The sequence below is a fragment of the Lawsonibacter faecis genome, assembly GCF_014287675.1.
GTDB classification, from domain to species: domain Bacteria; phylum Bacillota; class Clostridia; order Oscillospirales; family Oscillospiraceae; genus Pseudoflavonifractor; species Pseudoflavonifractor faecis.
In genome coordinates, this window is the sequence record NZ_JACOPQ010000003.1 from 137135 (window position 1) to 152250 (window position 15116).

Sequence of the window (15116 nt, forward strand, 5' to 3'; positions counted from 1 at the left end):
CTACGAAAAAGTATCAGTCTTCTTCTGGCACTATGCATGTTTGTCTCCCTGCTCTCCCCTGCTGTCGGAACAGCTTCCGCAGCCCAAGCTCCTTCCTTGTCTACGCCTGTCGAGCTAAACGCAGGCGCTCAAGAGGGTTCTATCGTTATAACCTTTGATATGGTGGACAGCCAGAATCTGCTGGTCAATCATGGCTTTGAAAATGATATGGAGGGCTACAGCGCCTGGGGCGGCACGGACCCGGCGACAAACCAAATCATATCAGACGATGTCGCAGAGGGTGAAAAGGCTCTGAAAGTATCCGGCGACGGCTTTCAGGGAAGTATGCTTCCATTGATTCCGGGTGCGGAATATACATTCCGGGCCTGGGGCAAAACCGGCGGCGAGAACACCGGAGCGACGGCGTGGATTACTCTGAACGCCCCGGGCTCCACCACGACGGGCGACAATTCTCTTGAGTTCGCAGAGACAGAGTGGACAGAGAAGAGCTTGACCCTGCGAAACCCTAATGTAACCCAGGCCAAGGCTACGGCATGGAAGGACCCAAATCCGGAATTTTTGTACTGCGATGACATCCGCCTTACCGTAAGGCAGACTGAGGCCGGTACGCAATACTACTGCTCCGCGCAGACAGCGCCGGCCCCGGCACCCGCAATTGGCGAAAGTAAGCCCGCAGAGTACAATACGCTGCTTGTCTCCGGGGACAACCTGCCCCGGGATTATGGCAGTTATCTGAATGTCGTTGAGGTGGACGCGGAAGGGAAGGTCACCGGCTTTGCCTCTCTCCCTGTGGAAATCGGTGAGAAAAAGTCCTATTCGATTACCGTCACCGGCGGTACTGCCCAGCCGGAGACGGCAATGCCCGGCGATACCGTGACCGTTACCGCCGATGCGCCTCCCGAAGGCATGTCCTTTGCCGGCTGGACCAGCGACACGGATGTGACCTTTGCAGACGCCATGGCTGTGAAGACCACCTTTACGATGCCCGCCTCCCCGGTTTCGATGAGCGCTAACTACGCCTACCCCACCGGCACCACCTTCTACGTGGACTCCGAGGGCGGCGACGACAGCAGCGAGGGCACCAGCGCCGACGCGCCCTGGAAGACCCTGGGCAAGGTCAACGCCCTCACCCTCAAGCCGGGCGACCGGGTGCTGCTGAAGGCGGGCTCGGTCTTTGAGGGGCAGAGCCTCTCCCTCCGAGGCTCCGGCAGCGGGGAAAGCCCCATTGTGGTGGATATGTACGACGGCGATACCGTGGGCGCGCAGGCGGGCGCCAGGCCCGTCATCCATGCCAACGGCGTGGCCAAAGCGGATTTCGTCATCGGCAGAGAGGGCGATACCGGCACCACCTCCCGCCCCGGCGTCGCCTACGGCCTGCATATCAAAAACATGTCTCACATCCGCGTAAGCAATCTTGAGATTACCAACACCACCGGCACCCGGCAGATGGCCGTCGGCGTGGTGGTGGAGGCGGAGAGCGGCCGGGGCGTGGTCAGCGGCGTCCATCTGGACGGGCTGTATGTCCACGATGTGTACGGCACGCTGACGGAAAAAACCGCGCCCAACGGCGGTATCTACATCATCACCACCGCCGCCAACGGCGACGTGGCCCACGCCACACGCTACGACGACGTCTCCGTTGAGAACTGCACTGTGGCGAATGTGAGCCGCACCGGCATCTCCGTGGGCTCCAGCCACTCGGCCTACTACTGGGAGCGGCACCCGGGCGGCGTCATCCCCGAGGAGGTCAAGGCCAAGTACGGCCACACCAATGTGGTCATCCGCAACAACTATGTGGAGGAGTCCGGCGGCGACGCCATCGTGCCCCAGTTCTGCATTGCGCCCCTCATCGAGTACAACGTCAGCAGCGGCGCGAGCCAGAACACCAAGGACGATTACGGCGCGATGTACAACGCCGCCATCTGGCCCTGGCGCTGCGAGGACGCCCTCTTCCAGTTCAACGAGGCCTACGGCACCGTCAACAACGGCGACGGCCAGGCCTACGACTGCGACTCCAGCCGGGGCACCACCTACCAGTACAACTACAGCCACGACAACGAGGGCGGCTTCATGCTGCTCTGCCAGTCCCAGTCCATCGAGAGCACGGTACGCTACAACATCAGCCAGAACGACCACGACAGCCTGTTTCTGGTCTCCAACACCACCCCCGCCGAGATCTACAACAACACCTTCTACATCGGCGAAAACCTGACCAAGATTGTGGACGGCGGCAGCCCCTCCCATTTGAAGAACAACATCTTCTACAACAACAGCGGCAAGCCGGACCTGGCGGGCTGGGGCAATTTCACCTACGACAACAACCTGTACTACGGCTTCGACAGCGTGCCCGGCGACGCGAACAAGATTGTGGCCGACCCGATGTTCACGGACGCCGGGAAGGGCGGCAGCGGTGTCGAGGGCGACTCCGCCATCGATACCCTGGGCGGCTACGCCCTCCGGGAGGGCTCCCCCGCCATCAACGCCGGACTGCCCATCGCCGGCAGCGGCGGCAGGGACTATGCAGGCAACGCGATTCTGGGCTACCCCGACCTGGGCGCGATGGAGAGCGGTGTAGAGGGCGATAACACCGTGGAGCTCTGGACCACCAACTCCTATGTGAATCCCTTCCAGGACTTTAAGAAGACCTCCACCCCCATGGCCGGAGAGACCATCGACCTGCTGATGGCTCAGAACGACCGGGAGTCCGCTCAGATTCTCCTGCGCAGCGACGAGGATTTCACCATCAGCGGGGTGGAATTCTCCAGTCTGTCCGACGGGAGCAATACCATCGACAGCGCCAACATTGAGTACAATTTTGTGGACTACCACAATATGCGCAACTCCAGCGGCCAGAACGCCTCCACCGCCATCCGCTGGGGCGAGGGCGGCTACCCCGACCGCCTGTCCAGCGACCCCACCCGGACCGTCACGGCCGGGAACACCCAGTCCATCTGGATTACCGTATATGCTCCCGCCGGGACGGTTCCGGGGATTTACACCGGCGCCGCCGCCGTGAAGACCGACAAGGGCGACTTCTCCGTGACCGTCACCGCCGAGGTGGTGGACGCAGAGATCCCCTCCGCCAGCGAATCGGTTTTTGAGCTCTCCTACTGGCAGAACATCTCCGGCACCTGGAACTGGAGCGGCATCGACCCCGATATGTACATCCTCAGCGGCCTTTTCCCCGAAATCAAGGCGGCCGGCAAGTGGAGCCAGCCCTGGTGGGACTACGTGGAGAGTGCCGCCGACGCCATGGAGGAGGCCCGGGTCAACGTCCTTCACGTCCAGCCCCTGGAGCTGCTGATGGACGGCGGGACAACCGTGACCGGGTACGGCACGGAGGATGTAGAGTACCACTTCGACTGGAGCAAATTCGACGAGTATATTGAGTACTTCATGGACCGCGGCTTCATCAAGAAGTTGGAGCTCTACCACCTGCTGAACACCAAGTATGCCTCCCACACCGAGCCCACCATTCTGATTCCCGATCCGGCCTACGATGCAAACGCGGGCTTCAGCTATACCAACCGTCCCCTCAAGGTCTGGGAGGTTCCCAGCTACTTCTCGCCTGCCGACGGCGATCAGATGGCCCCCGAGGTGGAGGCCTTCTACCGGCAGTACATCCCCGCCCTGACCGACCACCTGTATAAAAAGGGCTGGACCGACATCTCCTTCCAGCATGTGGAGGACGAGTGCATCAGTGCCCGCGAGCGGAAAGAATACCTCCACATGGTGAAGATGTTCAACGAGCTGGTGCCGCAGGAGAAGATGATCCTCTTCGGCGACCCCATCGACACCAACAACGTGGACTTCATGCTGGAAGAGACCACCATGCAGTTCCCCCTGAGCAGCATCTTCGACGGCAGCAGGGAGAAATACGCCCAGTGGATTGCGCAAAATCCCGGCACCGTCATGATGTACACCTGCCTCAACCCCCAGGGCGACTATCTGAACAAATACATCGATAAGCCCGTGTGGCAGATGCGGGTGCAGAGCTGGTACTCCTACGCGGTGGACGTGACCGGCCACCTCCACTGGGCCTGGGACGCCGGCTGGGCCGACGCCTGGACCGACGGCGGCGCGAACATCGGCGTCAACAAGACCGAAAACCTGAATCTGTTCAACTGGAAGGGCGACGACTTCATCGTCTGGCCCGACATCGAGAACAACGGCGTGGAGTCTTCCATCCGCGCCGCCTCCATCCGCGACGGCGCGGAGGACTACGAGGTCTTTCATCTTCTGGCCCAGCGGGGCGAGGACTATGAGACCTGGGTAAAGGAGCAGATCGGCTCTGTCGTCCAGAGCAATTCCTCCTACACCAAGGACATCGAGGTCATGATGGCCATTCGTGAGCAGATCTACCGGGTCGTCAACGGCGAGATGGACATCTACTCCACCGTCACCTTCGACGGCAACGGCGGCGACCCCGGGACTACCCCAGTAAAGGCCGTCACCGGAGCGGTCATGGGCAGTAAAATGCCCGAGGCTCCCGTCAGGCCCGGGTATCTCTTCACGGGCTGGAATACCAGGCAGGACGGTTCCGGCAAGGCCTTCACCGCCGAAACCCCCGTCACCGCCAACGTCACCGTCTATGCCCAGTGGATCTCCGGCAACGATATGCTCAGTTTCGCCGTCAACGGCACTGCCGCCGTCGTCGACGCGGAGAGCCACACCGTCACCGCCAGGATGGCCCACGGGACCGACCTGACCGCCCTGGCCCCCGTGTTCACCCTCTCCGACGGGGCTGCCTGTACCCCCGCCAGCGGGGCCGCGGCCGACTTCACCGCCCCCGTCGCCTACACCGTCACCGCCGGGGACGGCACGGCCCAGGTCTGGACTGTTACCATCACCGCTGCCGCCGCCGACGACGACAACGCTGCCGTGACCTTTGAGGAGAACGGCGGCGAGCCCGCCCTGGCCGGCCTCACCGTGGCCAAGGGCTCCCTGCTGGCCCAGCCTGAACACAGCATGACCATTGTCAACAAGGTCTTTACCGGCTGGTACAAGGACGCCGGGCTGACCCAGGCCTGGGACTTTGCCGCCGACACCGTAACCGAGGACATAACCCTGTACGCCAAGTGGGTGGATGAGTTCTACTACAGCGACTTCACCGACGAGACCGGTACGTGGAGAGCCGCGGACGGCTCAGCGTTCACCGCCGCTACGCTGATCAATGACGAAGGTGCGCAGGACGGCAAGGCGGTCTACCTCCCGGCAGTAGCCCAGAAGCATCGCGCCGTTTCCCTCCTGGATGCCGGTAAGCTGACCAACGGTACCATTGAAATGCGGGTCAAGGTGACCGGCTCGGGCGAGGAGCCCATCCTGGGCCTCTCCTTCCGCAGCCCCGCGGAAAACGGCTACTATAACGCCGCAGCCCTCAGAGCCAGCCGCTTCGACAACCGCCTGCTGGCCGACTCCTCCGGCAACCACCATGCGCCGGGCACCGAGTCCTGGGCCGATCCCTGGACCGACAAAACCTTTGCCCTGAAGGGCGGAAAGTACTATGATGTGACATTCCGCTTTTATGATCAGGCAATCACCATCATCGTAGACGGTGAAGTCGTCCTCAGCGGTGACACCTCCTGGACGGGCTGGTCCACCAACGAGGGCTATGTGGGCATCTACGGCTGGGGTCCCAACACAAATTATACCATCGACCACATCAAGGTCACCCCCGCCAGAACGCCCGCCCAGATGGAGCTCACCCTGGATCTCCAGGACGGCGGGACCCCCGAGAAATCCACCGTCACCGAGGGCAGTCTGGTGAAAAAGCCCGCCGATCCCGTCCGCGCGGGCCACGAGTTCCTGGGCTGGACCAGAGATGCCGATGGCGCCAAGGCCTGGAACTTCGAGACCGACAAGGTCTACGCCAACCTCACCCTCTACGCCCAGTGGCGCGCCCTGTCCGGCGATAATGCCATCACCTCCTTCGTCTTCCAGGGCTTTGAGGACTGCCCCGGCACCATCGACGCCGTGAACCATACCGTCTCCGTGGTTCTGCCCGCCGGAACCGACCTGAAAAACCCCCTCTCCCCCGCCATCGGCCTCCATGAGAAGGCCGACGTGAAGCCCCAGAACGGGTTCGGCGTAACCTTTGAAAGCGGCGTTGCCAGGGATTACACCGTCACCGCCGAGAACGGGGATATCCAGGTTTGGAAGGTCACCGTCACGGTGATGGCGGAGGGAAGCCACCGCATTACCTGGCACGCCAACGGCGGCGCGCCCGTCCCCACCCAGACCGCCGTGGGAGCGGGCGAGAGCATCGCCGCCCCCGCCGCCATGACCAGAAGCGGCTACACCTTCGGCGGCTGGTATCTGGACGAGACCTTTGAGACCGAGGCCGTGTTCCCCATCGCCGGCGTGACCGCGGACGTGAACCTCTACGCCAAGTGGACCGGCGAGGCCCAGGCCGCCTACGTGTTCATGAGCGACACCCACGTCACCGGCGCGGGGGACGGCGCCCGGCTGAACTACGCCTTTAACGCCATCGACAAGCTGCTGCCCGGCGGCTATGACGGCCTGATCATCGCGGGTGACATGGTCAGCGACGGCGCGGGCGACTCCCAGATGAAATATGTCCAGGATATCCTGGACGCCTACAACCCCCAGGGCGCCGACAAGTATGTGGTGCGCGGCAACCACGACCGCACGGACGCCATGGAGACCCTGAGCGAGGAGTATTACCCCGCCAGCTACTACCACGTGGAGATGGGCGGCTACCACTTCCTGATGTGCGACAGCAACGACTTCGGCAGCGCCCAGCAGAGCTGGCTGTCCGGCGAGCTGGCCAAGCTCAAGAGCTCCGAGGGCTATGACCCCGGCGAGCCCATTTTCGTGGTCATGCACGCGCCCCTGAGCGGGACGGTGCTGGGCAGCGGCCAGAGCTTCGGCTCCTCCGCCGCCGTGTACGGCATCCTCAGGGACTACCCCCAGGCGGTGGTTCTCACCGGCCACTCCCACCGGGATCTCTACGACGACCGCGCCATCCACCAGAAGGACTTTACCTCGGTCCACCTGGGCGGCATGCAGTACATCGAGTTCGACGGCGGCCGCATCGAGGGCAGCGTCCCCGCCCAGACCGGCCTTGTCCATGAGGACGGCAGTCAGTCCCAGATGAACCAGGCTGTCATCGCCACCGTCTACAGCGACCGCCTGGTCTTTGACCGCTACGACTTCTCGGTGGACCGGCACCTGGGCACCTGGGAGGTGGCGCTGCCCCTCACCAGGGACAGCTTTGCCTACACTGAGGACAACCGGGATAAGGAGTCCCCCGCCTTCCCCCAGGACGCTGAGATCACCTACAACATGATCTCCTCCGGCGAGGTGGAGTTCACCTATCCCCAGGCCGAGGACAACGCCTATGTGTACGACTATCAGGTGGAGCTCAAGAAGGACGGCCAGTCTGTGAGCAGCTTCCTCACCTTCTCCCAGTTCTACGCGGCCCAAATTCCCGCCCGCAAGACCAACCGCTTCGCGGGACTGGAGCCTGAGACGGAGTACACCCTGGAGATCACCGCCCGGGACGCGCTGGGCAATGCCTGTGCGGAGAAGCTGACCTCCACCTTCTCCACCACCGCCGCCGGCGCGCTGGGCTCCGTGTCCTGCGCCAACCCCAGCTTTGATCTGGACGACGCCGGAGACGTGACCGTGGATGTGACCAGCGAAAACGTGCCGCTCCACTCCCTGCGCTTCGGCGACACGGCCCTGACCCCCGGGGAGGACTACGTCATCACTGGAAACAAGGCCGTCATATTCAGGGAGTACTTCCGGCAGTTTGGCGCGGGCGCCACCGTCACCCTGGACTTTGTCTTTGCCCAGGGCGACCCCACCGAGCTGGCCATTGCGGTGACCGGCAGCAGCCACACCGTAAAGACTGCCAGGCGGGACTTCGAGGACGGCGACCTGAGCGGGTTTGAGACCTACCGCCAGGACTATACCATTTCCATGAATACCGACTCTCCCCTGAAGGGTGAAAAGTCCCTCCAGGTGACCACCGGCGCCAATGGCAAGCAGATGCTGCTGGACGCCAGCCTCCCCCCGGTTCAGGACGGCATCCTGGAGTTCGACGTCCGGCCTGTCGGCGCGGACTTTGGCGCCATGGCCTTCATCATCCGCGGCACCGATGACAATCACCATCTCGCCATCGGCTGCGACGGGACCGGCGACTGGCTCTGGATCAACATGAACGGCGGCGCGGAGACCTACGCGCTGGTCGCCAACGACAGCGTTCCCCTCCTGGCCGGGGAGACCTACCACATCAAAATGAGCTTCTACGGCGATCACTACGAGCTCTATGTGGACGACACCTGCGTCATCCGCACGGTGGTTCCCGGCCTGACCGACCAGCCGGGCTATGTGGGCATCCACAACTGGGGCAGCAGCGCCAGAGGCGTCGTCATCGACGACGTCACCCTCACCTATGCTGAGAAAAACGGGCAGCCTCCCGAGCCGGTGGACGCCCAGACCCCCGTCATCATCGCCCAGCCTGCCGACATCAGCGTTTCCCCGGGCGGCGCGGCTGTCCTGAGCGTCTCTGCGGCGGTCAGCGACGGCGGAACCCTCAGCTATCAGTGGTACAGCAGCACCCAGGACAGCGCCCAGGGCGGTACGCCGATTGCGGGCGCCACCGACGCCCATTACAGCGCCCCCACCGCCTTCGAGGGCACAGGGTACTACTATGTGGTGGTGACCAACACCAACGGCGGTGCGACCGGCGAAAAGACGGCCTCCATCGCCTCCGATACCGCCGAGGTGATCGTCACCGCCGCGCCCTCCGCCGTTCCGGGCATAACCCGCTACCCCATCAAGGCCGGCGCGGGCGAGGGCGGCAGCATCAGCCCCGCCGGGACCGTCCGGGTGGAGCGGAACGCAGACAAGACCTTTACCGTCAAGGCAGACGAGGGCTATGTGATTTCCGACGTGCTGGTGGACGGCACGAGTGTGGGCGCGGTAGAACGCTATACCTTTGAAAAGGTGACCCGGGCCCACACCATTACCGCCGAGTTCCGAAAGACAAACAGCGAAACCGAAACCGGCTTTACCGACGTGGCCGGGGACGCCTGGTATGCCGGTGCGGTCGCCTACGTGACCGAAGCCGGGCTCTTCAACGGCGTGGGGGGCGGAAGGTTCGCACCCATGGACAGCATGACCCGGGCCATGTTCTTCACCGTGCTCCACCGTATGAGCGGCGAAGATACCGGCGAGGCAGGAGAGACCTGGTACTCCAGCGCCATGGAGTGGGCAATGGCGCTGGGCATCACCGACGGCACGGCCCCGGAGGCCGACATCACCCGTGAGCAGCTGGCCGTGATGCTCTACCGCTATGCCGGGGCGGAGAAGACCCGGGCCGACCTGAGCGGCTTCACCGACGCCGGCAGCATCTCCGGCTGGGCAGTGGAGGCCATGCACTGGGCGGTGGCCGAGGGCGTCATCACTGGGAAGTCTGGTGGAATGCTGGACCCCTCCGGCCCCGCCACCCGCGCGGAGGTGGCCGCCATGCTGGAGCGGTTGATACGCTGACGTCGATTCCAGCGGCAAACCCATCAACCCAAACCATTCACACATCAAAAGGGCGGCGGAGCATCCGATGTGGATGCTCCGCCGCCCTTCGACTTGTCAAAGAAGCCCCACGGGGCTTTACAGCAGCTGCATGACGGATTTCAAGGCACAGCCGGGCCGTCCAGGCGGGAAAATGCCCGCCGACTGGCCGTGTTGACCTTTTTCAAACAGGGCCTGGGAGAAAACTTCCGTTTTCCCTGCGGACAGAATTCAAATCCGGCGCCCACTATGCTATACTAGGGTGTATCTGATAAGGGTGTATCTGATAAGGGTGTATCTGAAAAGTCGGAGCGGTGTGGATTTCGAGCGGGAAAAGAGCGCTGCACAGACCTTTCAGATACACCCTGAACAAAAGATGAGAAAAGGGGGTGCGGGCCATGCTCCGGATTGCGGTGGTGGAGGACGACGCGGCCTGTGCGCGCCAGCTCCAGGAGTATATCCTGCGCTTTAGCCGCGAGCGCGGTGAGACCATTGAGACCGAGGTCTTTACCGACGGCGCCCAGCTGGTCATGGACTACCGTCCCGTCTGGGACATTCTGCTGCTGGACATCGAGATGCCCCGGATGGACGGTATGACGGCGGCGCAGACGGTGCGCAGGGCGGACCCGTCGGTTATCATCATCTTCATCACCAACATGGCAAAGTACGCCATCAAGGGCTATGAGGTGGACGCCATGGACTTCGTGCTCAAGCCGGTGAGCTACTTCGCCTTCTCCGTCAAGCTGGGCAAGGCCCTGGGCGTCCTCTCCTCCCGGGTGCAGCACAGCCTGATTGTCCCCTCTGAGGGCGGCATCCGCAAGGTACCTGCGGAGGACGTCTACTATATCGAGGTGGCCGACCACAGACTCCATATCCACGCCAGGGACGGCGATTACACCATGCTGGGCACGCTCAGGGAGATGGAGGAGCAGCTGGAGGGGCTCCACTTCACCCGCTGCAACAAGTGCTATCTCATTAACCTGCGCCACGTGGTCCACCTCAAGGGCGGCACGGTGACCCTGAGCGGAGGCCAGGAGCTCCAGGTCAGCCGCCCGCGGAAAAAGGAGTTTCAGATGGCCGTGATGAACTACTACGGAGGTGGGGGCCGGTGAGCGAAGCCGCTTCGTTTCTCTTCGACAGGAGCATATTCACCGTCAATCTGCTGATCATCTGCGTCCTCTTCCTGATTCCGCTGGAGAAGCGCAGGCGCTTTCCGCTGCGCCTTGCGGCCGGGGCGGCGCTCTGTATCGCCCTGTCGCTCCTCTTCCCCCACACCAATCTGAAATATATCGTGGAGCTGGCCGCCGCCGGGGCGTTCGTCTACTCCGTCTGCGCGGTCTCCCCCCAGGACGCGGCCTACTGCGCGGTTTGCGCTTACGCCACCCAGCACTTCGCCCATGCGCTCTACCTCTTCCTGTTCCGCGCCGACCGGGGCGCCCCCCAGCTCTCGCTCCCCTATCTCCTGTGCTGCGCGGGGCCCTATGTGCTCTTCTACTTTCTCTTTGCCCGGAAGCTGCCGGAGAACGGCCACTACCATGTGGACATCAAATTCTCCCTGGTCTCCACCGCCCTGGTCCTGGTCTTTGCCCTCTGGCTGAGCGATGTGGCCGGAAGCTATTTCGCGCTGGACAGCAGCCCGCTCTACTATGTCTGCAAGGCCTACGCCATGCTCTGCTGTTTCTTCGTCCTCTGGGTCCAGGTGGCCCACCGGCAGAAGCTGCGCATCCAGCGGGAGTTCGACCTCCAGCAGCAGCTCTGGAGCAAGCAGAAGGCCCAGTACGAGCTGTCCCGCACCAATATCGACCTCATCAACCGCAAATGCCACGACCTCAAGCACCAGGTGGCCGCCCTGCGGACGGTCGTGCCCGACGATGAGCGGGAGAAGTACCTGGCCGAGATTGAGAATTCCATACAGATTTACGACTCCACCATTGAGACGGGCAGCGAGGTGCTGGACACGGTGCTCACCGAGAAGAGCCTCTACTGCGAGCAGCACCGCATCAGCATGACCTGCGTGGCCGACGGCAGCAAGCTGGGCTTTCTGGACGCGGTGGACGTGTATACCATCTTTGGCAACGCCCTGGACAACGCTATTGAGAGCGTCAGCGCGGTGGACGACCCGGCGCGGCGGCTCATCTCCGTGTCGGTCTGGTCCAGGAGCGATCTGCTTCTCATCCAGTTTGAAAATTATTACGAGGGGGCGCTGAGCTTCCGGGACGGCGTCCCCGTCACCACGAAGGAGGACACCGACTACCACGGCTTCGGCCTCAAGAGCATCCGCTACGCGGTGGAGAAGTACGACGGCTGTATGGGCATCTACCCGGACAACCAGCTCTTTCTCCTGCGCATCTCCATCCCGATTCCATAGTTCTCATTCGAAACGGCCGCCCTTTTGGGCGGCCGTTTTCATACCCGTTTTGTCAATTCACGAAGTCCGGCGGACAGTTCGCGGAGAAATTGTGGAAAAGAAAATTAGTACCGATATACTTTCACCTATACCGTGTACGGGCACAATTCCAGCACAGCCGCTGAATGGGAAGGGGGCGGGGGACAAGGTGAAGAAGCCGGGCCCGCGGCCCGGAGAACGCGCTCTTGCGACACCACGAGAACTTGGAGGTAAGGTATGAAAAAAGCGAGACTTTTCCGCGGCCTCGCGGCGGTCATGGCATTTCTGCTGCTGGTCACCGTCGCAGGCTCCACCATCATGTTTGAGAATTCCGGCATGATTAATCAGGCGCTGAACATCTCCACCAGCACGCTGGTGAACACCGGGGAGGACACTGGGGCCAACACCCTGGTCTACCCCAACGAGTACGGCACGGACATCGCCAACAAGCAGACCGCCCTCATGGTGGAGATGGCCGCCGCCGCCGAGAACGTCACCCAGGCGGAGGAGGGGGCCGTCCTCCTCACCAACAGCGGCGGCGCGCTCCCCCTCTCTGAGACCGACCGGGTGACCGTCTTCGGCAACGGCTCCTATAACTCCAAATACAACAAGAAGAAGGACGCCTCCACCGTGGACGCCATCCCCACCATGACCTTCAACGCCGCCATGCAGAAGGTCTTCGGGGAGGATAACGTAAACCTCGCCCTGGCGGAGAACGTCTACAAGGACCTGACCGCCACCACCAACAAGGAGGTCGTGGAGGCTCCCCTCAGCGATATTACCCCCTACGAGGCCTCCTGGAAGAACGACTACAACGATGCGGCCGTCGTGGTGCTCACCCGCTGGGGCTCCGAGGACGGCGAGACCGCCATGTACGCCGCCGACGGCTCCCGCTACCTGGGACTCCAGACCAACGAGAAGGACCTGCTGGGCTACCTCAGGGGGCTCAAGGGGAGCGTGTTTGAAAAGCTCATAGTGGTCATCAACGCCGACCAGATGATGGAGCTGGGGTGGCTGGACGAGTACGGCGTGGACGCCTGCGTCCTGGCGGGCATTCCGGGCACCCAGGGGTTTGAGGGTGTGGCCAACATTCTGGCGGGCAGGGTGAGCCCCTCCGGCCACCTGGTGGACACCTACGCCGCCAACTCCCTCTCCGCCCCCGCCACGGTCTACGCCGCCGACAACACCCCCACCTGGGGCAATGCCGACGCCGTCACCGCCGCCTGCACCGACAACAACTCGGGCGGCGACCAGATCAACTACTACACCATCTACGCCGAGGGCATCTACGTGGGATACAAGTACTACGAAACCCGCTATGAGGACGCCGTCCTGGGCAGGGGCAACGCCTCCGGCTCCGCCGGCTCCTCCACCGGGAGCGGCTGGAGCTACGGCGACGAGGTGGTCTTTACCTTCGGCCACGGCCTGAGCTACACCACCTTCGACCAGGAGCTCCTCGGCGTGAGCTACAACGCCGACACCGACAACTATGAAGTCCAGGTGAAGGTCACCAACACCGGCTCCGCCGCCGGCCGGTCCGTGGTCCAGGTCTACGCCCAGACGCCCTACGGCGACTACGAGAAGGAAAACGGCGTGGAGAAGTCCGCCGTCCAGGTGGTGGGCTTTGAGAAGACCGGCACCCTCCAGCCCGGCGAGAGCGCCACCGTCACCGCCGAGGTCCGGCGCTACATGCTGGCCAGCTACGATTCCAAGGGCGCGGCCGGGTACATCCTCAGCGCCGGGGACTACTACCTCGCCATCGGCGACGACGCCCACGACGCGCTGAACAACATCCTGGCCGCCAAGGGCTATACCACAGCCGACGGCATGGACTGCGACGGCGACGCCGCCAAGACCCACGCCTGGAACCAGGCCGGGCTGGACGCGGAGTCCTACAAAATGTCCCGGTACGATGCCGGCGTGGAGGTCACCAACCAGTTCGACTTCGCGGATCTGAACCACTACGGCGTGGACTTCACCTACCTCTCCCGCAGCGACTGGGAGGGGACTTACCCCGCCGCCGTTCAGGTGGTGGACGCCACGGAGGAGATGATGGCGGAGCTGGACACCGACTGGTACGAGACCCCCGCCGATGCTCCCGCCGTCTCCGACTTCACCCAGGGCTCCGACGTGACGCTGACCTTCGCCACCATGAAGGACGTGGCCTGGGAGGACGACGAGGTGTGGAACCAGTTCATCGACCAGCTCACCGTCGCCGACATGCTCTCCCTGGTGGCGGACTCCAACGGCAGCGCCGCCATCGAGCGGGTGGCCATGCCCTCCGCCGCCCGGGGCGACGACGGCGTGTGCATTCAGCAGGGCAGCCTGAAGGCCACCGGCCAGAGCGGCATGTCCTGGGTGTCCGAGGTGATGACCGCCCGGACATGGAACACAGAGCGCTTTGAGGCCAGGGGCCACATGCTGGGCGTGGAGGCCGCCTTCTGTGAGCTCAACGAGCTCTGGTACGGCGGCGGCAACGTCCACCGCACTCCCTTCGGCGGCCGGAATATGCAGTACTACTCCGAGGACGGCAACTTCGGCTACATCGTGGGCGCCCACGAGGCCAAGGCCATGCAGGAGGTCGGCATCATCTACGGCATCAAGCACTTCGCCCTCAACGACCAGGAAGCCCACAGGGAGAGCCTCTCCACCTTCGCCACCGAGCAGACCATCCGTGAGAACTACCTGCGCGCCTTCGAGGGGGCCTTCTGCGAGGGCGGTGCCCTTGGCACCATGACCGGCTTCAACCGCATCGGCCTCCAGTACGCCGCCACCTGCAAAAGCCTGCTCACGTCGGTGCTCAAGACCGAGTGGGCCTTCAAGGGCCACGTGACCACCGACGCCTTTACCGCCAGCTCCCTCTACAAGACCCACTACCTGGAGGAGCTGGTGGCCGGCATCGACTACACCTGCTGGGACAGCTCCAACATCACATCTGCCATCCAGGCCGCCATCGACGGCGGGGACGGCTATATCCTGCAGTGCCTGCGCCGGGCCGCCAAATACAATGTCTACGCCGCCAGCCGCTCCGTGTCCGTCAACGGGCTGAGCAGCTCGTCGGTGGTCGTGACCATCACCCCCTGGTGGCAGACCACCCTGGTGGCCGCCGCCGGCGTGTTCGCGGTCCTGACCGTGGCCTGCGCCGCCTGCTACGCCGTGCTCGCCGTCAAGGGCGGCAGGCGCCGCGACTGAT

At 63.3% G+C, this 15116-nt stretch carries 4 protein-coding genes; all 4 read left to right on the plus strand.

Annotated elements, in window-relative coordinates:
* Positions 1-159 precede the first annotated feature (159 nt).
* The 4 genes from H8S62_RS18305 to H8S62_RS05040 all read left to right on the plus strand — a co-directional run bounded on the left by H8S62_RS18305 (position 160) and on the right by H8S62_RS05040 (position 15115).
* Entirely contained in the window at positions 160-9519 is a 9360-nt protein-coding gene (locus H8S62_RS18305) for an InlB B-repeat-containing protein (protein WP_186918688.1), read from the plus strand.
* Positions 9520-9935: 416 nt separating this feature from the next.
* Positions 9936-10649, plus strand: a complete 714-nt coding sequence (locus tag H8S62_RS05030) for a LytR/AlgR family response regulator transcription factor (protein WP_186918689.1) — start codon at positions 9936-9938, stop codon at positions 10647-10649.
* A complete protein-coding gene (locus H8S62_RS18485; protein ID WP_155147946.1) occupies positions 10646-11905 on the plus strand; it encodes a GHKL domain-containing protein in 1260 nt (419 codons plus the stop codon). The genes H8S62_RS05030 and H8S62_RS18485 overlap by 4 nt, the downstream gene beginning before the upstream one ends.
* 255 nt (positions 11906-12160) lie before the next feature.
* On the plus strand, positions 12161-15115 hold the full coding sequence (locus H8S62_RS05040) for a glycoside hydrolase family 3 protein (protein ID WP_186918690.1): 2955 nt from the start codon (positions 12161-12163) through the stop codon (positions 15113-15115).
* Position 15116: the final 1 nt, after the last annotated feature.

Coding starts and splice junctions, on each gene's coding strand:
- H8S62_RS18305 (WP_186918688.1), top strand. CDS start 160: ATGGTGGACAGCCAGAATCTGCTGGTCAATCATGGCTTTGAAAATGAT.
- H8S62_RS05040 (WP_186918690.1), top strand. CDS start 12,161: ATGAAAAAAGCGAGACTTTTCCGCGGCCTCGCGGCGGTCATGGCATTT.
- H8S62_RS05030 (WP_186918689.1), top strand. CDS start 9,936: ATGCTCCGGATTGCGGTGGTGGAGGACGACGCGGCCTGTGCGCGCCAG.